At 62.5% G+C, this 22,066-nt stretch carries 16 protein-coding genes (1 of these 16 only partly in view); 2 read left to right on the top strand and 14 right to left on the bottom strand.

Annotated elements, in window-relative coordinates:
• Positions 1-5 precede the first annotated feature (5 nt).
• The 14 genes from HXW87_RS04805 to HXW87_RS04740 all read right to left on the bottom strand — a co-directional run bounded on the left by HXW87_RS04805 (position 6) and on the right by HXW87_RS04740 (position 18,750).
• Complete coding sequence (locus HXW87_RS04805; RefSeq protein WP_239778495.1) at positions 6-2,102, bottom strand: biotin/lipoyl-binding protein; 2,097 nt, start codon at positions 2,100-2,102, stop codon at positions 6-8.
• Positions 2,103-3,422, bottom strand: a complete 1,320-nt coding sequence (locus HXW87_RS04800; protein ID WP_239778494.1) for an HlyD family efflux transporter periplasmic adaptor subunit — start codon at positions 3,420-3,422, stop codon at positions 2,103-2,105. It lies immediately after the preceding gene.
• Positions 3,419-4,198 (bottom strand): efflux RND transporter periplasmic adaptor subunit, encoded by a 780-nt coding sequence (locus HXW87_RS04795; RefSeq protein WP_047290724.1) that lies wholly within the window; start codon positions 4,196-4,198, stop codon positions 3,419-3,421. The genes HXW87_RS04800 and HXW87_RS04795 overlap by 4 nt, the downstream gene beginning before the upstream one ends.
• Before the next feature lie 83 nt (positions 4,199-4,281).
• Positions 4,282-5,841 carry an efflux transporter outer membrane subunit gene (locus HXW87_RS04790; protein WP_239778493.1) on the bottom strand — a complete coding sequence of 520 codons (1,560 nt, stop codon included), beginning with the start codon at positions 5,839-5,841 and terminating at the stop codon, positions 4,282-4,284.
• Positions 5,838-6,908: an HlyD family secretion protein gene (locus HXW87_RS04785; RefSeq protein ID WP_239778492.1), complete on the bottom strand. Its 1,071-nt coding sequence runs from the start codon at positions 6,906-6,908 to the stop codon at positions 5,838-5,840. The genes HXW87_RS04790 and HXW87_RS04785 overlap by 4 nt, the downstream gene beginning before the upstream one ends.
• 26 nt (positions 6,909-6,934) lie before the next feature.
• Positions 6,935-8,473, bottom strand: coding sequence for an MFS transporter (locus HXW87_RS04780; RefSeq protein WP_131670829.1), 1,539 nt, complete (start codon positions 8,471-8,473; stop codon positions 6,935-6,937).
• 189 nt (positions 8,474-8,662) lie between these two features.
• Positions 8,663-9,580 (bottom strand): LysR family transcriptional regulator, encoded by a 918-nt coding sequence (locus tag HXW87_RS04775; RefSeq protein WP_007961495.1) that lies wholly within the window; start codon positions 9,578-9,580, stop codon positions 8,663-8,665.
• A gap of 197 nt (positions 9,581-9,777) precedes the next feature.
• Complete coding sequence (locus tag HXW87_RS04770; RefSeq protein WP_047290719.1) at positions 9,778-10,644, bottom strand: ABC transporter permease; 867 nt, start codon at positions 10,642-10,644, stop codon at positions 9,778-9,780.
• 20 nt (positions 10,645-10,664) lie between these two features.
• Positions 10,665-11,525 carry an ABC transporter ATP-binding protein gene (locus HXW87_RS04765; protein ID WP_239778491.1) on the bottom strand — a complete coding sequence of 287 codons (861 nt, stop codon included), beginning with the start codon at positions 11,523-11,525 and terminating at the stop codon, positions 10,665-10,667.
• 5 nt (positions 11,526-11,530) lie between these two features.
• Positions 11,531-12,556: an ABC transporter substrate-binding protein gene (locus HXW87_RS04760; RefSeq protein WP_182403309.1), complete on the bottom strand. Its 1,026-nt coding sequence runs from the start codon at positions 12,554-12,556 to the stop codon at positions 11,531-11,533.
• Positions 12,557-12,574: 18 nt separating this feature from the next.
• Positions 12,575-13,471, bottom strand: a complete 897-nt coding sequence (locus tag HXW87_RS04755; RefSeq protein ID WP_239778490.1) for a TauD/TfdA family dioxygenase — start codon at positions 13,469-13,471, stop codon at positions 12,575-12,577.
• A 370-nt stretch (positions 13,472-13,841) separates the two neighbouring features.
• On the bottom strand, positions 13,842-15,209 hold the full coding sequence (locus HXW87_RS04750; protein WP_095667875.1) for an HlyD family type I secretion periplasmic adaptor subunit: 1,368 nt from the start codon (positions 15,207-15,209) through the stop codon (positions 13,842-13,844).
• Entirely contained in the window at positions 15,199-17,355 is a 2,157-nt protein-coding gene (locus HXW87_RS04745) for a type I secretion system permease/ATPase (RefSeq protein WP_239778489.1), read from the bottom strand. Before HXW87_RS04745 ends, HXW87_RS04750 begins: the two co-directional genes overlap by 11 nt.
• Positions 17,356-17,397: 42 nt before the next feature.
• Positions 17,398-18,750: a TolC family outer membrane protein gene (locus HXW87_RS04740; RefSeq protein WP_041070916.1), complete on the bottom strand. Its 1,353-nt coding sequence runs from the start codon at positions 18,748-18,750 to the stop codon at positions 17,398-17,400.
• 357 nt (positions 18,751-19,107) lie between these two features.
• Between HXW87_RS04740 and HXW87_RS29585 the strand changes: the two genes are divergently transcribed.
• Both HXW87_RS29585 and HXW87_RS29580 read left to right on the top strand, forming a co-directional pair.
• Positions 19,108-21,735, top strand: coding sequence for a retention module-containing protein (locus tag HXW87_RS29585; protein ID WP_345773070.1), 2,628 nt, complete (start codon positions 19,108-19,110; stop codon positions 21,733-21,735).
• Positions 21,732-22,066, top strand: partial view of an immunoglobulin-like domain-containing protein gene (locus HXW87_RS29580; protein WP_345773069.1) — the 5' portion only. The gene runs 31 nt beyond the window's last position; only the first 335 of its 366 coding nucleotides appear in the window; the start codon lies at positions 21,732-21,734; its stop codon lies off the right edge, out of view. The genes HXW87_RS29585 and HXW87_RS29580 overlap by 4 nt, the downstream gene beginning before the upstream one ends.

The raw sequence follows: 22,066 nt of genomic DNA, 5'->3' as shown, positions 1-22,066 counted from the left end.
GCTCCCTAGAAACCGCTTTCCCTGACCCCCAGCGCCGCCAACCGGCGCCAGGCCACGCCGAGTACCGACTCGCCGCTGCCCTGCAGCACCACCACACCGCGCAACGGTTGAACCGGGGTGGGCGGCTGATCCAGCGTAGTCAATCGCGCGCCATATTGCGCTTGTACAGGCTCGGCTCGTTGCTGTTGATCGCGACGCACGGCAATCGGCCCGTGATGATCGGAGGTCAGCGCCTCCTGATCGACATAGGCCACGCCATTGGTATCGATTTCATCCAGTTTTACGGCGAGCGCCGGATGCATCGGATCATCGGCGATGAACCGCCCGGTCGCACCCGGTTTGACTCGCCACAACTCGGCTTCGGCGATATAGCCACGCAGGCGCGAACCGTCCTCGACCACCCGCGCCAGCGCATCCTTGCTCGACAGCCAGCGCCCCGGCGTCAGATTGGGCAGCACATCACGCACAGTGCCGGCATGGGGCGCGCGCAGCAGCAGGCGTTCGCGGCGAGCGCTCAGACCACGGTATTGCGCCACGGCTTCGGCGAGGCGTTGCTCGATGATACCGGCGTCGGCCGCGGTTTCACTGCGACCGGCCTGTCGGCGCATCAGCAATTGCTGGATCTGGATTTCCCGGCGAACGATGGCCTGCTGCGATTCGAGGTCCGGCGACTCCAGTTCGATCAGTACATCGCCCTGGGCGACTGTCTGGCCATCCGCGACCTTGACTGTTTTGACCCGCGCCGCCACCGGCGCATGCAACGCACTGGCCCGACCGCCCTCAAGCATCGTCGGCAGTTCGACCGCGCTGCGCCACGGCACGATCAGCACCAGCAACAGGCCGAGTACCGCCAGGCTGCTGACCAGCACACGCGGGCCATGCGCTTGTTCGCGGCGGCTCCACCACTGACGCCACTCATTCATGATCGGCAGAAAGATGAACCACACCAGTTCCACCAGCATCAGGAAAATCCCCAATACCTTGAAGAACAGGTGATAGACCGCCAGCGCGATCCCGAAAAACAACGCCGCACGCCACAACCACGAGCCATACCCCCAGATCAGCAAACGCCGCTGCATCGTCGGCGACCAAGGCTCCGGCGCCGGGGCGCCATAGCCGAACAAACACTCACGCAGGCGCCAGCGACAGAAGGCAAAGGCCCGGCCCTGCAGGTTGTCGACCTCCCACAGATCGCTGAGCAAAAAGTAGCCATCGAAACGCATGAACGGGTTGAGATTGACCACCAGCGTGGTGATCCAGGTCGCACTGGCGAGCATGAACGCCGCCGTCCGGGCCGGGCCGTCGGGCAATAGCGACCAGACCAGCAACGCGATGCACGCCAGCAACAACTCCGCCAGCACCCCGCCGGCGCCGATCAGCAGCCGCGCACGCCGGTCGTTGACCCGCCAGGCGTCACTGACGTCGGTGTAAAACATCGGCAGCAAGACCATGAACGCCACGCCCATGCTCTGCACCCGACAGCCGGCGCGCTTGGCCATGAATGCGTGGCCGAACTCGTGACAGAGCTTGGCGAAGAACAGCGCCACAGCAAACGAGAGCGCCCCACCGAGGCTGAACAGGTGCGGAAAGGTGCCGACAAAGCGCTGCCAGTCCCGCGAAACCAGAAACACCCCGAGCGCCAGCGTTACCGGCAGACCGACGCGCAACAGTCGTGGTCCGAAGCGCTCAAGCCACGGCCACGCGCGATTGAGAAAAGCGTCCGGGCGCCACAATGGAATGCGAAAAAACAGATATTGGTGAAGCAGGATTTTCCACAGGCTCTGCCGTTGCGCGAGAGCCTTGAGCGAGTAACTGGCACGCTGCTGATCGTCGAGGGCGCTGATCAGGTCATGCCCGCGCAGAAATGTCAGCAGTTGCTCCAACTCGACACCGTCCAGCGGCAGGCCCGGCTCGCGGTTGGCGGCGCGCAGCACTTGCTCGGGATCGCCCAGCGACCAGTGGCGCAACAGACGCATCGCCGCCGCGCCGAGTTTGAAATACCGACCGCGCACCGGATCGGCCAGGGTCCAGCGCGGTGAACCGTCCAGTGCCGGCGCCGCGGGCGACAGTTGCAGGTCGGCACGCAAGCTCGGCAGATTCATTTACAGACCCACGCTCTGGCGCAGACCGGCGAGCGGGCGACGCAGCAGGTACAAGGCCAGCGGCGCGCGGTCGCCGAATATCTTGGCCGTACCGCGCAGGCCGATGCGCGGCGGTGCCTCGGTAAAATTCGCATCCAGTCGATACGCCAGTTGGCCGCCGGCGGTGGGCTGCGCTTCATAGGCCGAACGCTCAAGTCTGGCGGTGTGGCGTTGCAGCGGATCGCTGTCGAGGAACAACGCAATATCGGCGCCCGGTTCCAGCGCAATCGCGTCGCCCACCGCCAGTTCGATACGCAGTTCGGCCTGATTCGGGTCGGCGATTTCCATCAAGCGCTCGCCGGTCTGCACCGGTCTGCCGGTCAGGCGCTCGGCATCGGCGAACACGGCGATCCCGTCACGCTCGGCGCGCACTTCGCTACGCGCCAGCAACTCGCGGGCGTAATCGCGCTCGGCGCGTTTTTGCTCGGCACGGGCGGCGAGCAAATCGACCCTGGCACTGGACTCGGCATCGGCAAACGAACGTTGCGAGTTGGATTTCAGTTCTGCTTCCGCCACGCCCAAGGCACGCTCGGCCACATCAGCCTGGGCCTTGAGGGTGGTGCTTTCAAACCGCAGCAGCAGGTCGCCGGCTTTCACCGGTTGATTGGGCTTGACCAGAAACTCGGCGATCACCCCGTCCAGCGGCGCCGCCACCACGCGACCGCCCTGCGGCACGACTTCCGCCGGCGCCAATACCGACTGGCGCACCGGGATCAACAACCCGAGCAACAGCACCGCCACCAGCGCCACCTGACGCTTGCGGGTCCAGCGCAGCCGCCACGGCTTGCCCGGCTGCAACGCCAGCCACGCATGACTGTAGGTGTCGCCCAGTTGTGACAGCAGCACTTGTTCGGAAGGGTTCCACGGCACATCGCGGGCCAGCCACAAACCGCCGAACACCTCGCCCTCGCGGTCGATCAGTGGCAGCCAGAACACTTGAGCGGCAGACAGACTGCGCCAGTCAGCCTGAATCGCTTCGCCCACCTGCTCAGGCGTGATGACCCGCGCAATCTTCAATCCATCCTGCTTGAACAACTGCGCCACCGCCTGCTCGACGAATGCCACAAACGGTGCATTCGGCTCGACCGTACTGACGCCAGTCACCGCCTGTACCTTGCCAGCGATCAGTAATGCCGCATGGCGATACCCGAACAGCGCCTGGCCGTCGTTGACCAGGCTATAGGCCAGTTGCGAGGCATCGCGAGCAGCACGTGTCTGTCGTTCGAGATCCAGAAACCGCGCAAACACCTGTTCGGCGCCGCCGGCCACCGGGGCGTTCATTTAAGCTCCGCAAAATGCGCCGTGCCGCTCATGCCGGCGAGCAAGCCCTTGGCTTCGGGAAGTGTGGCGACCAGCAACAGGGTCTGACTGCCTTCGTCAATCCGCGCACCGAGTCGTTTGACCGTGGCATCGATCGGCTGGCCGGTTTCGTCGGGGATAAAGCTGAAGGTCTGGCCGGGTTTGAGTCTGGCCATCCAGCGCGACGGCACCAGCAAGTGGATCTCCAGGGTGCGGTTGTCGACCACATCGAGCAGTGGCGCGCCGGCCGGCACACTTTCGTAGCGTTGCACCTTACGCTCGACCACTTGCCCGTCGAACGGCGCAACCACGCTGCAGCGTTTGACCTGAACCTGATAAACCTGAGATTGCGCCTGGGTCTCGCTGACCTTGGCCTCGGCCCGCGCCACTTCGAAACGCCCGACGGAATTGAGCGCCGCCAGTTGCCGATTGTGCGCCAGCTCCTCACCGGCACCGCGGCTGGCGGCCTGGGCGGCATTGAGCTGAGCCTGATACGCCGAGCAATCGAACTTCGCCAGCACATCGCCCTTTTTAAACGACTCGCCCTCGCTGAACGGCAACTCGACAATCCGCCCCGACAACTCACTGGCCAGCGTCGCCTGATCCCGAGCGCGCAACACACCCCGCGCCTCACTGCTCGCCGTGGCTGTCGCAGGCGTTGCGTTATCCAGCAGCGGATCGTCTGGCCCGGGCGTTTGCGCCTGAACTGCACACGTAACAAAGGTCAATCCGATAACCCAACCGCGCAAACGCTGCATAACCGCTACTCCCTGACGGATGAGCGGAGTCTACGACAGCGGGGAATAGCGTCAAGCGAAAGGCCATCATTCGGGTGCGAGAATCAACGTTGCGCCATCTCCCCCGCCGGATACACCGACTCCCAGCCCCCGCCCAACGCCCGGTACAACCCGACCATCGCCAGCGAAACGCCGGTCGAGCTTTCCACCCACTGCTCCTGAGTCGCCAGCAACGCGCCTTGCACGGTGAGGACGTTGACGAAATCGACCACGCCTTCGACGTACTGCTGCTGCGCGGTGCGCAGGGCGATCTGGTTCTGCCGCACGGCTTCGGCGAGGCTGTCGCGGCGGCGTTGGCTGGCGTTGTAGGCGGTCAACTGGTCGTCGATTTCATGCCAGGCGCGCAGCACGGTCTGCTGGTAGGCGATGGCCGCTTCCTGTTGCTGGGCTTCGCGCAGTTGCAGCATGCCGCGCAGCCGTCCGCCGTCGAACAGCGGCAGGCTGAATTGCGGGCCGATACCAAAAGCCCGCGAGCCCCAGGAACCGAAATCGCTCAGCTGCATGGCCTGCGAGCCGAGGTTGCCGGACAGGGTGATGCGCGGATAGAAGTCGCCTTTGGCCACGCCGATGTTGGCAGTGGCGGCGTGCAGGCGCGCCTCGGCCTGGCGGATGTCCGGTCGGCGTTCGGCCAGCTGTGACGGCAGGCCGATGGCGACTTGCAGCGGTGACTGCGGCACCGCGGCATCTGTGGATAACTCCTTGGCCAGCGCTTGGGGCGCTTCGCCCATCAACAGGCTGATCGCGTTGATCAGTTGCGACTGACGCTGCTCAAGGGCCGGCAGGCGCGATTCGATGGCCGCGACCTGGGCGGCGGCTTCGGCGACGTCCAGATCGGTCGCCACCCCGTCGTTCAGGCGCAGTTGCGACAGCTTGAGGCTGTGCCGGGCGACATCGAGGTTCTGCTCGGTGACCGCGCGGGTGTTCTGCACGCCGCGCAGCTGAATGTAGTTCTGTGCAGTGTCGGCGAGGACCGCGAGCAGCACGCCGCGACGGTCGTTTTCGGCGACTTCGAGGTTGGCATCGGCAGCCTCGGTCTCGCGGCGCACGCGGCCCCAGACATCCAGTTCCCACGAGGCGGAGAAACCGGCGTCCCACAGGTTGAAGGCGGAATCGCCGTTGTGTCCGGACGGGTCATTCAGGCCTTCGCCGCTGTTGCGTTTGCGCGCGTAGCTGCCGTTAGCGGCGGTGGCCGGGTAGCGATCCGCGGTGATCACCTGACGCGCGGCACGGCTTTGTTGCAAGCGGCTGCCGGCCAGCTGCAGATCGAGGTTGCTGTTCATCGCCCGCTGGGTCAGGGCTGAGAGTTGCGGGTCGTGAAAAACTTCCCACCAGCATTGGTTCAGCGGTTCGCTGACGGCCTGGCTGGGGGCGGACTTGGCGGGTTTGGCCCAGTCGGTGATCTGGCGGGCTTCAGGCTTGTGGAAGTCCGGGCCGACGGTGCAGGCGCTGAGGCCAAACAAGCTCACCACAACAAGTGACTGAAACAGACTTGTGTGGCGAGGGAGCTTGCTCCCGCTCGAGTGCGTAGCACTCGCGATTTTTGCGGTCGCTTCGCAATCCAGCGGGAGCAAGCTCCCTCGCCACAGGTTTTTACCCAGAATCATCGCTGAGTCACCTCGCGCTCCGCCGACGCCGAACGGCGAGTGTCGATACTCGCCTCCACCGACATGCCCACCCGCAAACGCTCGGCCATTGGCTGACCCGGCTCAAGCACGATCTTCACCGGAATCCGCTGCACGACTTTGGTGAAGTTGCCCGTGGCGTTGTCCGGTTTCACCGCGGCGAATGTCACGCCAGTGGCCGGGGCGATGCTTTCGACGCGACCGCTCAAGGCCTCACCGCCGAGGCTGTCGACGTGCACCTGCACTTGCTGGCCCGGCTGCACGTCGGTGAGTTGGGTTTCCTGAAAGTTGGCAACCACATACGCCTGCTGCAACGGCACCACCGCCAGCAACTTGCTGCCCGGCGTGACATAGGCGCCGACGCGCACCGCACGCTCGCCGACCATGCCGTCCTGCGGCGCAGTGATGCGCGTGTAGGACAGCTCGAAACTGGCGATTTCCAGTGCCGCTTGCGCATGCTTCAGATTGCCTTCGGCGGCATCACGCTGCGCCGTGAGGATCTCCACCTGCTTGCGCTCGGCCGCCAGTTTCGCGCTGGCCGTATCGAGACGCGCGCTCGCCTGATCGATGCGAGTGCGCGCCTGCTGCGCATTCTGCACCGTGCCGGCGCCGACGCCAGCGAGGTGGTTGTAGCGATTGAGCTCTTGCTGGGCGAAGGCCATTTCTGCCTTGGCCGAGACCACCGAGGCCTGCGCCTGAGCGATCACCGAGGTCTGCCGCTCCAGCGTGGCCCTGGCGTTTTGCAACTGGGCGCGGGCGACCAGGGTTTGCGCATCGGCCGCTTCAGCGGCAGCACGCAAATCGCGATCATCGATCAGCGCCAGCAATTGCCCGGCCTTGACCTGCTGGTTGTCTTCCACCAGCACTTCCTTGATGAACCCGGCCACGCGCGGCACCACTAACGTGTAGTCGGCGGAAACGAACGCGTCGTTGGTATTTTGCTGGGTGCGCTTGCCGAACAGTCCCGGCACCGCCAGGTACAGCAACACGCCGACCGCCAGTGCGGCGGCCACGGCCACCGCGAGTTTTTGCTTTGCTTGAGTCGTCATAAAAACCTTCGGTATCTGTGAAGCAGTCAGGTCGGCGCGCGCGGCGGGAAAATCCGCGTCGGCAGCCAGAAAATCAGCAGGATCAGCGCCACCGCGACGCCGGCCATGCACACATAAAGATCAGAGGACGTCAGCACCACGGCCTGTTCGTGCAGGCGATGGGCAAGGCCCGGATCGCTGCGATCGGCCAACGGTGAATTACCGAGGTTGTCGATCAACATGGTCGAGTGGAAATGCAGGCGCGCGGTGGTCAGCGCCTCGATGACGCCGGTGGCGATCACCGCCGCCAAGCCTTTAACCGTGTTGAACCACGCCGAAGCGAACGGGCCGTCCTGCGGCTGGATGCTGCCGGTGGAGAGCATCAACAGCGGCAGCACCGACATCGGCTGACCGAAAATCTGCAGCCATTGCAGGACGTAGAAATTGTCGCGGATCCACTCCGAAGTCAGCAGCGAGCCGCCCAGGCAAGACAGAGTAAGCATGCTCAAACCGATGCCCAGCACCCAGCGACAATCGACCCAGCGCAGGTTGCACAAAGCCGCCACCAGCGGCAGCGCAATCAACTGCGGCAACGCGGCGATCAGCATGATCGGCGCGGTCTGCACCGGGCGATAACCCTGCACCTGCGCGAGATAGCTCGACGGAATCAGCACCACCGCCTGCAATACCACCAGCACCCCGGCGAGGGTCATCAGTGCGAACGCCAGGTTGCGAATACCGAGCATCTGCAGCTTGAAAAACGGAATCGGCTGCGACCATTCATGGATCAGAAACGCCAGCAGCAACAGCGAGCCGGCGCCGAGCAATGCGCAGATCAGGTTCGATTCGAACCAGTCCAGCCGATTGCCCTGGAGCAAGCCAATCACCAGCATGCAGATCGCCGGAAAACCCAGCAACAGGCCTTTCCAGTTGAAGGTCTTGAGGCGTTCCAGGCGCAGCGGATCCTGCGGAATGCCCCAAGCCACCATCGCCATGGCAATCAGACACGGCACGACGATTTGCCAGAACGTCCATTGCCAGCCGACGTATTCGCTCCATAACCCGGCCAGCGGCGTGCCCAGCCCGGGGCCGAAAGTCGCCGTCAGCGCATAACCGGCCAAGCCATAGAGTTTGAAATTGGCCGGCAGAAAGCGCAGGGCAACGGTCATCAGCATCGGCGGCAACGCGCCGCCGGCCAGGCCTTGCAGGGTGCGCATCAGCAACAGGCTTTCGTAGTTCGGGGCGAACGGGCACAGCACGCCGAGCAGCGTGAACAGGCTGATCGCGCAGAGGGTGAAGCGGCGCAGGGAAAACGTCACCGAGCACCACGGCGCAAACGCCATCGCCGCCACCGAAGTCGCGGCGTAGCAGGACACCAGCCAGGTGCCTTCGTCGTAACCGATGTTCAGCGCACCACGGATGTCGGCCAAAGCGACTTTGGTCACCATCTCGTTGAGGCCCGAGACCAGCACCGCCAGCAGCACGCCGACCAGGCCGGTGATGATCCGCGCGCCGAACACCGGTGGCGTGGCCGCCGTCGCCGGACTGGCCGCAGCGACGTTCGCCGGGACGGTCAGGGATGTCATGAATACACACTCCGGAGGGAAAAATACCGGAGCATTTTAGTAGGGCTTACTGCTGACGAAAATTGACTTATCGGCAGGTTATAAGTGCGTCAGACACAATTGTTTAATGCAAAAAATCGCAGCCTTCGGCAGCTCCTGAAGACTGCGCTTCCCTGTAGGAGCTGCCGAAGGCTGCGATCTTTTGGCCCTTCAGGGCTGCGCGGCCAGCCAGGTTTCGTCGCAACAGGCCTTCAGCGTTTCGCGCAGCCAGCGATGTGCCGGGTCTTTGTCGAAGCGCGGGTGCCAGGCCTGGGTCAGCATCAGCGTCGGCAACGGGATCGGCAGGTTGAAAGAACGCAGCTTCAAGCCCAGCCGCCGCACGCTGAGCAACGCTTCCTTGGGCACCGGCAGGATCAGGTCGGAATCGGGCAAGGCAAACATCGCCGCATGGAAGCTTGGCGCAATCACCGCCACCCGCCGCTCCAGGCCCAAGGCGTTCAGCGCGGTGTCGATGGGCCCGCGAGCAATGCCACGGCGCGACATGCTGATATGTGAGTAACCGGCATAGCGCTCGGCAGTGATTTCGCCGTCGAGCAGTGGATGATCCTCACGTACCAGACCGACGAAATGCGTGGAAAACAGGTTCTGCACTTTGACTTCCGGGGTCACCGGACGGGTGTTGCTGACACTCAGATCAATCCGTCCTTCACGCAGCGCTTCGTCATCGCCATCGCCCTCGGGAACGAAGCGCAATTCGCAGTGCGGCGCCTGCTGGTCGAGGGTATCGAACAGCTTGCCGCCATATACGCCGATGAAAAAGTCGTTGGCGCGGATGCTGAAACGCCGCCGCAAGGTACCCAATTCCACGCTGTCGGCGGAGCGAAACAGCAGCGCCGCCTGCTCGACGACATCGCGCACCTGCTCGCGCAATTCGAGGGCTTTGGGGGTCGGTACCAGGCCACGACCGGCGCGCACCAGGATCGGATCGCCAATGGCTTCGCGAATGCGCGTCAGGGTGCGACTCATGGCGGCAGGGCTGAGGTTCATCCGCCGCGCAGCGCCGACCACACTGCCCTCGTCGAGCAGAGCGTCGAGGGCGACCAGAAGGTTCATGTCCGGGAGTTGCATGCTGAGCACTCTTGGCTGATCTGGATTGATTCAGGCGCAATGCTAGCAAACATGTCTCAAGTTTGGCGGCTGCTGTAGGGGCGCCATCGCTGGCAAGCCAGCTCCCACAGGACTTTCGGCGGTCACAGAATCAGTGAACGCCACAATCCTTGTGGGAGCTGGCTTGCCAGCGATGGGGCCAGCTCAGTCAATACACATCAGCGCTGCATGCCCCAGCGCTTTACGGTCACCCGCTCCAGCGTATCGAACACCAGATTCTCCACCAGCAACCCGATCAGGATCACCACTGCCAACCCGGCAAACACCTTGTCGGTGTACAGCTCGTTGCGGTTCTGGAAGATGTACCAACCTAACCCGCCCTTGCCGCTGGTGGCGCCGAACACCAGCTCGGCGGCGATCAGCGTGCGCCAGGCAAACGCCCAGCCGATTTTCAACCCGGCGAGGATCGACGGCAGCGCTGCCGGGATCAGGATGAACAGCACAAAACGCATGCCCTTCAGCCCGTAGTTACGCCCGGCCATGCGCAGGGTTTCCGAGACGCCGAGAAAGCCTGCGTAGGTGTTCAACGCCAGCGCCCACAGCACCGAATGCACCAGCACGAAAATCAGGCTGTTCTGCCCAAGACCGAACCAAAGCAACGCCAGCGGCAGCAAGGCAATCGCCGGCAGCGGGTTGAACATCGAGGTCAGGGTGCTCAGCAGGTCGCGACCGAGCTGGGTCGACACCGCCAGCGTGGTCAGGGCGAATGCCAGCACGATACCGATCAGGTAACCCTTGATCAGCACCACCAGCGATATCCACACCTTGCCCAGCAACTCACCGCTGCGCAGGCCGTCGTACAGCGCGTGGCCGGTCTGCAGAACGCTCGGCAGCAACAGGTCGTTGTTCTGCACCCGGGCGATCACTTCCCAGAGGATCGCCAGCAGAATCAGGATCACACTCTTACGCAGCCAGCCCTGTTGCCACAGGCGCTGCGCCAACGGCAATTCGCGCTCAAGCGGCACGCTGGTCAATGGTTCAAGGACGGTTTCAAACTCTTGTCGTACAGACGATGGCTGGCTCATCGGGCAATCCTCCAGAACGCTCAATAAGCGATACGAATGTCGTTGAAGTCATGGTCACGCTCGGTTTCCGGCGACTGGCCTTCATCGAACAGCAAACGGTGAATGCGTCGCGCCGACTCTTGAAACGCCACGCCGCCAAGGCTTTGCAGATCGTATTGATGGCTGTGCACCTCAGCGCGTACCCGCCCCGGATGTGGCGACAGCAGCAAGATGCGATTGCCGACCACCAGCGCCTCTTCAATCGAGTGGGTGACGAACAGCAAGGTGAAGCGCACCTCCTCCCAGAGCAGCAGCAATTCTTCCTGCATCTTGCGCCGGGTCAGCGCATCCAGCGCAGCGAACGGCTCGTCCATCAAAAGGATTTTCGGCTGCATCGCCAGCGCGCGGGCAATCGCCACCCGCGCCTTCATGCCGCCGGACAAGGTGTGGGGATAGGCATCGGCGAACGCCGCCAGCCCGACTTTTTCCAGATAGTGCAGCGCGCGTTCTTCGGCGTCTTTTTTGTTCAAGGTTCGCGAGGCCAGCAGCGGAAACATCACGTTCTGTTTCACGGTTTTCCACGGCGGCAGTTGATCGAACTCCTGGAACACCACGATCCGGTCCGGACCCGGTCCCTCGACCCGCTGACCTTGCAGGCGAATCTCGCCTTCGCTCGGCGCAATGAAACCGGCGACCGCCTTGAGCAAGGTCGACTTGCCGCAGCCGGACGGGCCGAGCAGCACAAAGCGGTCCGCCGGATCGATTTCGAAGCTGACCTGATGGGTGGCCCGCACCACCCGTTGCGGAGTGCGGTATTCGAGGCTGACGTTATCCACCGCCAGCAGCGCTTGCGTGCTGGCGACCGAGTTGCTGGCCGCGTGGCCTTGCAAGAGGGCGTTCATCTCGATCAGCTCCCTTGCAGCGGTTTGGCGTCCTGGAAGAAATAGTCCTTCCACGACTCCGGTTTGTTCTTGATCGCGCCGACGCGGTAAAGAAATTCGGCCAGTGGATAAGTATTTTTCGGCGTGACGCTGAATTCGAACTGCGGGTTGTCGATGATTTTCAGCAGCTCGGCGCGGTCGATCCTGGCCTTGGTCACGCGGATGTAAGTGTCCGCCGCCGCGCCCTTATCGTTCTGGGCAAATTGCGCGGCTTCGCTCAGCGCCTCGACGAAAGCTTTGTAGGTTTTCGGGTTCTCATTGCGGAATTTCTCGGTGGCGAACAGCACGGTTGGCGAGTTCGGGCCGAGGATGTCGTAGGAGTTGAGCACCACGTGCACGTTGGGATTCTGCAGCGCCTGATCCTGGAACGGCGGGTTGGAGAAATGCCCGGTCAGTTCGGTGCCGCCGGCGATCAGCGCAGCGGTCGCATCCGGGTGCGGCACAGCGATGGTGTACTTGTCGAGGCGATTGAATTCCTTGTCACCCCACTGCTTGGCCGCCGCGTATTGCAGGAAGCGCGACTGCACCGACACGCCCACCGCCGGCACCGCAATGCGGTCCTTCTCGGTGAAATCGGCAATGGTTTTGACCTTGGGATTATTGCTCACCAAGTAGTACGGGAAGTTGCCGAGCGAGGCGACGGCCTTGACGTTCTGCTTGCCGTGGGTGCGATCCCAGATGGTCAGCAACGGGCCGACCCCGGCGCCGGCAATGTCGATGGAACCGGACAAGAGCGCATCGTTGACTGCCGCGCCGCCCGAGAGCTGCGTCCAGTCGACCTTGATGTCGAGGCCTTCCTGCTTGCCGTACTTCTCGATCAGGCCCTGATCGCGCACAACGTTGAGCAATAAATAGACAATCCCGAACTGTTCGGCGATGCGGATTTCACCTTCGGCGTGGGCCACGGTTGGCGCCACCAGGCTGCCGGCAAGCAGGCTGAAACCCAGGCCGATGGCCGCCGCCAGCGGTGCAAAGGGAAGACGTTTGGACATGATCGAATCTCCGGCAAATCAGAAAGGCGCGTCGCCCTGGATGGTCGTGCGATACAGCTTGCGGCGCAGGTGCGCGGGGCAGCCGGCGGCAAGGTGAATCAGCGAACGGTTGTCCCAGAACACCATGTCGTGGGGCTGCCACTGATGGCGGTAGATGTTTTGCGGCAGCACGCTGTGGGCGTAGAGCTCGGCCAGCAGCTGTTGGCTCTCGTCCTCCGGCAGACCGACGATGCGGGTGGTAAAGCCTTCGCTGACGAACAACGCCTTGCGGCCGTTTTCCGGGTGGGTACGGACGATCGGGTGCACCACTTCGGCAACCTGCGCCAGTTGCTCCGGGGTCAGGGTCGGACGCCAGTTGCCTTCGAATTTGGTTTCGCTGTAGCGCGCGGTGTAGGAATGCGCGGCCGAGCGCCCTTCCACGGCTTTGCGCAACGCCTCGGGCAGGTTGTCCCAGGCTTTGTGCATGTCGGCAAACAAGGTGTCGCCGCCCTCGGACGGCAATTCCTGCGCATGCAGCATCGAACCGAGGCTCGGCAGCTCTTTATAGGAAAGGTCGGAGTGCCAGAACTTGCCGGCATCGCCGAGGCCGATGTTCTGGCCGTTCTCGACGATGTTGGAAACGATGAGGATTTCCGGGTGATGGGCCAGCAGGAACTGCTTGAGCACGTGGATCTGCAGCACGCCGAAACGACGGCTGAAGTCGATCTGCTGTTGCGGAGTGATGCGCTGGTCGCGGAACACCACGACATGGTGATCCAGATGCGCGCGATGAATGCGCGCGAAGTCATGGTCGTTGACTGGCCGGGTCAGGTCCAGGCCGATGATTTCGGCACCGACGGCACCGCTGAATGGGCGAATCTCGAAGGTTTGCGGCGCGGCAGTCGCGGCGCTTGGGGTGGCAGTAGCTGCGGACATCTTTCAATCTCCCACGCACGGCGCGCTCACGGGCGCGCACGTCGATCAGACACTCACGCTGGATTGCGTGTCGGTTCAGGTCGTGCGGCGCGCCGATTGGTCGGCAGGTACGCAGGTGGGTGACTTTAAAGCTATAAGAACTGGAAATTAAATACCGTTAATGAATAACGATATGGCGGATGGTGAGGAATGTACGGGATGGTGAGTGACGGTTTTTGTCACTTCTGGGCGTAATGTGGCAATTTCACTGGCGTCTTCGCTGGCAAGCCAGCTCCCACAGATTCCGATGTCGAGCACACAATCGTGTTCCAACCGAAAACTCTGTGGGAGCTGGCTTGCCAGCGATGAGGCCATAAAGACCGCTAGAGCATCAACGCTCGTGCAACGCCTCGGCCCGCGCGCGGATGATCGGCTTGAGCAGATAGCTCAGCACCGACTTCTTGCCGGTGATGATATCCACCGACGCGACCATCCCCGGAATGATCAGCAGCGGCTTTTCATCGGTGCCCAAGTGGCTGCGCTCGGTGCGCACCTTGATCATGTAGTAGGTGGTTTTCTTGTCTTCGTCGGTGATGGTGTCGGCGCCAATCTGCTCCAGCTTGGCTTTGAGTCCGCCATAAATGGTGTAGTCGTACGCGGTGAATTTGACGATCGCTTCCTGCCCCGGATGCAGGAACGCAATGTCCTGCGGGCGGATCTTGGCTTCGACCAGCAAGGTGTCGTCCAGCGGCACGATTTCCACCATGTCGCTGCCCGGCTGGATCACGCCGCCAATGGTGTTGACCAGCAACTTGTTGACGATGCCGCGCACCGGCGAGGTGACCAGCGTCCGGCTGACCCGGTCTTCCAGCGCCTTGCCGGTGGCCTGGGCCTTGTTCAGGTCGGTTCGGGCTTCGTTGAGCTGAGTCAGCGCTTCGCTGCGGAATTTGCCGCGCGTCTCGTCGATCTTGCGTTGTACTTCCTTGATCGCCGATTCGGCGCGCGGGATGGCCAGCGTGGTGGCGTCGAGCTGACCACGGGTTTCGACTTCGGCACGCTTGAGGCGCAGCACTTCCACCGGCGATACGGCACCCTGCGCCACCAGTGGTTCGGACATGTTGATTTCCTGGCGCTGCAGGCCCAGTTGCTGACGATATTGCGCTTGCTTGGAGCTGAATTCGCGCAGTTCTTGTTGTCGCTGAATCAGTTGTTCCTGCAGGCCACCGATTTCGTCATGCAATTGCTGACGACGGCTGATGTACAACGACTCTTCGCTTTTCGCCTGACCCGGCACAGCTTTGAGCACGTCTTCCGGGAAGTTCAGCGGACGGTCTTCGACCTCGGCGCTCAGGCGTTCGACGCGCAACAGCATCGACAGGCGATCAGCTTCAGTTTCGCCGACGTTGGAAGCAAATCGCGTGTCGTCCAGGCGAATCAGCGGTGCGCCGGCCTCGACGATCTGACCTTCCTTGACGAACATTTCCGAGACGATCCCGCCCTCAAGGTTCTGGATTTTCTGGATCTTCGACGACGGAATCGCCTTGCCGTCGCCCTTGGTCACTTCGTCGATCACGGCGAAGTTGGCCCACAGCAGCAGGAACAGGAAGAAGCCGATGATTGCCCAGATAGTCAGGCGCACGACGCGCGGGGCGTCCTCGATCAGCGCTTTGTTGACCTCCGGCAGCGGCTGGCCCTGCAGCGAGGCAGAACCCTTGAAGTAGCGGCGGATCGACTCTTTGACACCCGACTTAAGCAACACTGATCTGCCCCTTCTTCAACGCTTCCATCACGGCGGCTTTCGGGCCATCGGCGAGAATCTGTCCACGGTCGACCACCAGCAGGCGGTCGACCAGCGACAGCAGCGAGGCCCGGTGCGTCACCAGCACCACGGTCTTGTTTTCAACGACGGCGGCCAGGCGTTGCTTGAGGCGTTCTTCGCCGGTGTTGTCCATGGCGCTGGTCGGTTCGTCGAGCAGCAGGATTGGTGGGTTGAGCAGCAGCGCCCGCGCCAGTGCGACGTTCTGCCGTTGGCCGCCGGACAGGTTCTGCCCGCGTTCACCGACTTGCAGTTCATAACCCTGCGGATGCAGGCGAGCGAATTCGTGCACGCCCGCGAGCTCTGCGGCTTGCAGCACCAGCTCGTCTTCGACGTAGCGCGCGCCGGAGATCAGGTTGTCACGCAGGGTGCCGGCCAGTAACTGGATGTCCTGCGGCACGTAGCCGATGTTGTAGCGCAGCTCGCTGACGTCGATCTGGCGGATGTCGACGCCATCTACCAGCAGCGCGCCGTCATCCGGTTGGTACAAGCCGACCAGCAGTTTCGCCAGCGAACTCTTGCCCGAACCGCTGCGGCCGATGATGCCGATCTTCTCGCCGGGACGAATGACCAGGTTGATGTTCTTCAGCGCCGGGTTCTGCTGTTCCGGGTAGGTGAAGCTCAGCTGACGGCACTCGATCGCGCCCTGCAAGACCTTGCGGCTCAGCGGACGCTCTTCGAAATTGCGCTCCTGCGGCAGCTCCATCATCTGGTCAACCGAGGTCATGGTCACCCGCGCCTGCTGATAACGCGTCAGCAAACCGGACAGCGAGGCCAGCGGGCTGAGCGCGCGGCCGCTGAGCATGTAGCAGGCAATCAGACCGCCCATGCTCAGGTTGCCGGCGATGATCTGGTACACCCCGAAGACGATCATGATCACCCCGGCCAGTTGCTGAATCAGCAGGGTGATGTTCATCGCCAGACCGGAGAGCATTTTCACCCGCAGCTCGAGGCGGCTGAGGGTGCCGATGGTCTGTTCCCACTGATACTGGCGTTCGCTTTCGGCGTTGTTGACCTTGACCGCGTCGAGGCCGGCGAGGGTTTCGATCAGGCTCGACTGCCGCTCGGCGCCGAGGGCCATGGTGCGCTCCATGGTCGCGACCAGCGGTTTCTGCAGCGCGTAACCGATCAACAAGGCAATCGGGAACGCCAGCACCGGAATCCACACCAGATGCCCGCCGAGAATCGCGATAACGATGAAGATCAGGAGGGTGAACGGCAGGTCGATCAGGCTGGTCAGGGTCAGCGAGGCGAGAAAGTCGCGCAGGCTCTGAAACTCATGGATGTTCTGCGCAAAACTGCCGACCCGCGCCGGGCGGTACTTCATGGCCATGCCGACGATGCGCTCGAACAGCGTCGCGGAGATGATCAGGTCGGTTTTCTTGCCGGCCAGATCCAGGCACAGACTGCGCAGGCTCTTGAGAATCAGATCGAAAATGTAGGCACCGGTGATGCCCAGCGCCAGCACCCACAGGGTCGCTTCGGCCTGGTTCGGCACCACGCGGTCGTAGACGTTCATCACGAACAGCGGCGCGGCCATGGCGATGATGTTGATCAGGAAACTCGCGGCGATCGCATCGGCGTACAGCCAGCGCGAACGCTTGAGGGTGTCGCGAAACCACGAGCGTGCACGCGGGATCAGCGTGCCGTGGTTGACGTCGAATTTGTGCTGCGGCTGGGCGAAGAACACTTTGCCGGTGTAGTCGTCGGCCAGCAGTTCGCGGCTGACCACCGATTCGCCGCCGTCGCTTTCGCTGAGCAGCACCCGGGCTTCGTTGTCACCTTGCCAGCCGAGCAGGACCGCGCTGCGGCCATCCTTGAGCAGCAACAGCGCCGGCATGGCAATCGCCGGAATCTCTTCCAGCTTGCGTTGCAGCACCCGACCCTGCAGCCCGGCGCGAGCCGCTGCGCGGGGCAGCAACTCGACGCTCAGGCGCTGCTTGGGCAGCGGCAGACCGGTGGTGAGCATCGCCGCACTGGCGGGTTTCTGGTGCAGCATGCACAGAGCGAGCAGACCATCCAGCAACGGATCGTCGTGCATCGCGCGCGGATCATGAATGAGTTGAACTCGACTGACTTCTGATTCCACGCTCGGCACTCTTGGCTAACAATTGAACAATGAAGGTTCTGCTCAATTCATACCGGGCAGTTGGACCTTCGGCTTCACATCGTTCTGCACGACGGATGCCAACGGTGCGACCACTCCCTGGCTCTTGAGCAACTCGCCCATGGTCGCCTTGATTCGATACTGAGTAAATAACTGAATGTTCTTGATTTCGGCCAGACGGCGCGAAGCGGTGAACAACTCGTTTTCGCTGTCGAGCAAATCGAGCAGAGTGCGCTCGCCGAGGCTGAACTGACGCTGGTAGGCGGTACGCACGGCGGTACTGTGATCAACGTACTGCTGAGCGATCGGCACCTGCGCATTGGCGTTGTTCAGGGCATTCCAGGCCAGACCCAGTTCTTCATTCAATTGACGCAGAGCGTTGTTGCGGATGTCCAGCGCCTGGTTGGACAGGTACGACTTGGATTCCAGATCGGCCTTGTTGCTGCCGCCGGAGTACAGGTTGAAGCGCATGCGCAGCATGGCCTGCCACTCGTTGTTGTGGCCGTTCTGACCGTCGAGATCGTTGTCGGCGGTGCGACCCAGCTCGGCGTCGAAACGTGGGTAGAAGGTCGACTTGGCGGTTTCGTACTGCTTCTCGGCAGCAGCGATATCGGACTCGGCCGAGCGCAGGATCGGGCTGTTTTCCAGCATCTGCTGCCGCGCTTCATTGAGGTTGGCCGGCATCATCGCCATGAACGGCGCCGGACGCTCCAGCTGGTCAGGCATCTGGCCGACGGCACTGAGGAAGTTGGTCTCGGAGTCGGCGAGGTTGGTCTGCTCGGTGATCAGGTTATTGCGCGCCTGGGCCATCCGCGCTTCGGCCTGATCGAGGTCGGCACCACTGCCGACGCCGCGCTGGGTGCGCAGCTGAATCTGGTCGTAGATGCGCTGGTGGCTCTTGAGGTTTTCTTCGGCCAGACGCACGAATTCGCGGCGGGTCAACACGTCCAGGTACACCTGGGCGACGGTCAGCGCGGTGCGCTCGGAAGTCCCCAGCAGGGAGTAGGCGCGGGAGTTGACGGTGGCTTGTTGACGCCCGACTTCGCTCGACGTCGCAAAACCGTCAAAGACCATTTGCGAGAGACGTAAACTTGACTCACTGCGGTTCAGCGTCTCCCAGTGGTTGCCGCCACCGTTGGCGCGCGTGGTCACGCTGTCGGTGCCCTCACGGCCATAACCACCCAGCAGGTCGACCTTGGGCAGGTATCCACCTTTCGCAGCCTTTAACTGATAATCCGCCGCCAGACGACTATTGACCCCTGCCTGGATTTCCGGATGGACATCCAGTGCCTGTTGCATGGCTTCCGGTAAGGATTGTGCATGGGCGAAAGAGGCGGCCAGAGCGAAGGGTAGAGCCTTGAACAAGTGCAAACGCATGGTAAAGATTTCCCAGGACTTCTTGTCTTGAATCACAGCAAAACGTGCTGCTGCGTCGGATGATTGGCAACCGGAATGACCGTATGTCGGAAAGTTCAAAATAGGAACTGGATCACACGCTGAGGGACAGGTCGCCGCGGAAATATCAATGTGACATTAGTGGGGCGATTGTTTAGGATGGCACCCAGAAGGTCAATAGTTTGGCATAAAGTTAATAGCGAAAGAATCTAGCCAAAATATTGACGAAAAGAAGCGTCAAACTTGATTCGCAAATTTTAAAAGTACGTCCAGACTGAATCGGCGCCGAAGCCATCAGGCAATGGAAGTCAACTGAACGTAACACCCGGAGAGTCTTCAATGAGCAGTGTTGTTGCCATCGTCAAAAGCATTGTCGGTCAGGTATTCGTGGTATCCCCCGAGGGTGTACGCCGCGTGCTCGTTGAAGGCGATCGCCTGTTCGTCGGCGACCAGATCGATACTGGCCTCTCCGGCGCTGTATCGCTGGAACTGGCGGATGGCCGCACCCTGGACCTGGGTCGCGAAACCCAGTGGAGCGCCAACGCGCCCGACTCCAGTACGGACCTGGCCGAAGCCACCGCGCAGGCCGCACCTTCTGTAGCCGAATTGCAGCAGGCCATCGCCGCCGGCGCCGACCCGACCACCGCTCTTGAAGCCACCGCTGCCGGCGCGACCGCCGCAGGGACTGGCGGCGCGGCAGGCGGCGGTCACAGCTTCGTGATGCTCGACGCCACTGCTGGCCGCGTCGACCCGACCATCGGCTTCCCGACCGCGGGCATCAACGCCGGTGCGCAAGCGGCGCAGAACATCACCGGTGGCCAGACCACCGATACCACCGCCAACGCCCTGCGTGAGTCGACCCTGAGCCTCAGCGCCACGCCGACCATCACTGAAGCCGGCGGCGTGCTGGTGTACACCGCGACCCTGACCCAGGCGCCGCTGACCGACCTGACCATCACCCTGTCCAACGGCTCGGTGATCGTGATTCCCGCCGGCTCCACCACCGGCACCGTCAACGTGCCGCTGGCGCCGAACGACACCGTTTATAACGACCCGACCCAGATCGACGTGACCGTCACCGGCACCACCGGCGGCAACGGCATCACCGTGACCCCGCCGACCACTCCGGCCACGACCCAGGTCACCGACACCATCGACACCACCACCGTCACCCTGACCGCTGGCAGCAGCGTCACCGAAGGTGGTCAGATCACCTACACCGCGACCCTGACCAACCCGGCACAGACGCCGGTCACCGTCACCCTGTCCAACGGTTCGACCATCACCATCGAAGCCGGCCAGACCACGGGCACTGTCAACGTGCCAACCGCGCCGAATGACGTCTACAACAACGGCAGCACCGTCAGCACCACCATCACTGGTGCCACTGGTGGCAACTTCGAGAACCTGGTGCCGAACACGACGCCAGCCGTGACGAACATCGTTGATTCGCGCGACACCACCGGCCTGATCCTGACCGCTACCGGCAGCGTGGTTGAAGGTGGCCAGATCACCTACACCGCGACCCTGACCAACCCGGCGCAGACGCCGGTCACCGTCACCCTGTCCAATGGCTCGACCATCACCATCGAAGCCGGCCAGACCACGGGCACCGTCAACGTGCCGACTGCGCCAAACGATGTCTATAACAACGGCGGCACCGTCAGCACCACGATTACCGGTGCTACCGGCGGCAACTTCGAGAACCTGGTGCCAAACACGACACCAGCGACCACCACTGTCACTGACTCCATCGACACCACCAACCTGTCGCTGAGTGCCACTGGCACCGTGGCCGAAGGCGGTTCGATCGTTTACACCGCAACCCTGACCAATCCGGCGGGCACCCCGGTGACCGTGACGCTGAGCAACGGCTCCATCATCACCATCGAAGCCGGCAAAACCACTGGCACCGTAACCGTTCCAGCCCCTGCGGATGACGTCTACAAAGATGCCGGCAAAGTCGAAGTCAGCATCACCGGCACCAGCGGTGGCAATTTCGAGAACCTGGTACCAAGTACCGTTCCAGCCGTCACCGAAGTCACCGACACCATCGACACTTCGACGGTCAAACTGACCGCCGACACCTCGGTTGCTGAAGGCGGCACCGTCACTTACACCGCCACCGTCGGCGCACCGGTCACCGGTTCGCCAGTGACCGTGACCCTGACCAACGGTCAGACCATCACCATCGAAGTCGGCAAAACCACCGGCACCGTGACCACCACCGCACCGAACGATGCGCTGACCGGCAACCCGCCGCTGACCAATGCCATCACCGACGTCACTGGCGGTAACTACGAAAACCTCGTCGCCGACAAAACTCCGGTTTCGACCACCGTTACCGATACCGTCGACACCACCAATCTGTCGCTGAGCGCCACCGGTACCGTCGCCGAGGGTGGTTCGATCGTCTACACCGCGACCCTGACCAACGCTGCCGGTTCGCCGGTCACCGTGACCCTGAGCAACGGCGCCGTGATCACCATCGAGGCCGGTAAAACTACCGGCACCGTGACCGTTCCGGCGCCTGCCGATGACGTCTATAAAGACGCAGGCAAAGTGGAAGTCAGCATTACCGGAACCAGCGGTGGCAATTTCGAGAACCTCGTTCCGAGCACCGTGCCGGCCGTCACCGAAGTGACCGACACCATCGATACTTCGACCGTCAAACTGTCCGCTGACACTTCGGTCGCCGAGGGCGGCACGGTGACTTACATCGCTACGGTTGGTGCACCCGTGACCGGTTCGCCGGTTATCGTGACTCTGGCCAACGGTCAGTCCATCACCATCGAAGTCGGCAAGACCACCGGCACCGTGACCACCACCGCGCCGAACGATGCGTTGAACGGTCAGGCACCGCTGAGCAACTCGATCACTGGCGTGAGCGGTGGCAACTACGAAAACCTCGTCGCCGACAAAACCCCGGTTTCGACCACCGTTACCGACACCGTTGNGGCACCGTGACCACCACCGCGCCGAACGATGCGTTGAACGGTCAGGCACCGCTGAGCAACTCGATCACTGGCGTGAGCGGTGGCAACTACGAAAACCTCGTCGCCGACAAAACCCCGGTTTCGACCACCGTTACCGACACCGTTGACACCACCAACCTGTCGCTGAGTGCCACTGGCTCCGTCGCTGAAGGCGGTTCGATCGTTTACACCGCAACGTTGACCAATCCGGCCGGCACCCCGGTGACCGTGACGTTGAGCAACGGCTCTGTCATTACCATCGAAGCCGGCAAAACCACCGGTACCGTGACCGTTCCGGCGCCTGCCGATGACGTCTATAAAGA

It is taken from the genome of Pseudomonas sp. Y5-11 (assembly GCF_022368695.1).
Lineage (GTDB): Bacteria > Pseudomonadota > Gammaproteobacteria > Pseudomonadales > Pseudomonadaceae > Aquipseudomonas > Aquipseudomonas parakoreensis.
The sequence above is the reverse complement of the archived record's forward strand: the minus strand, read 5'-3'. Positions and strand labels throughout refer to the sequence as shown.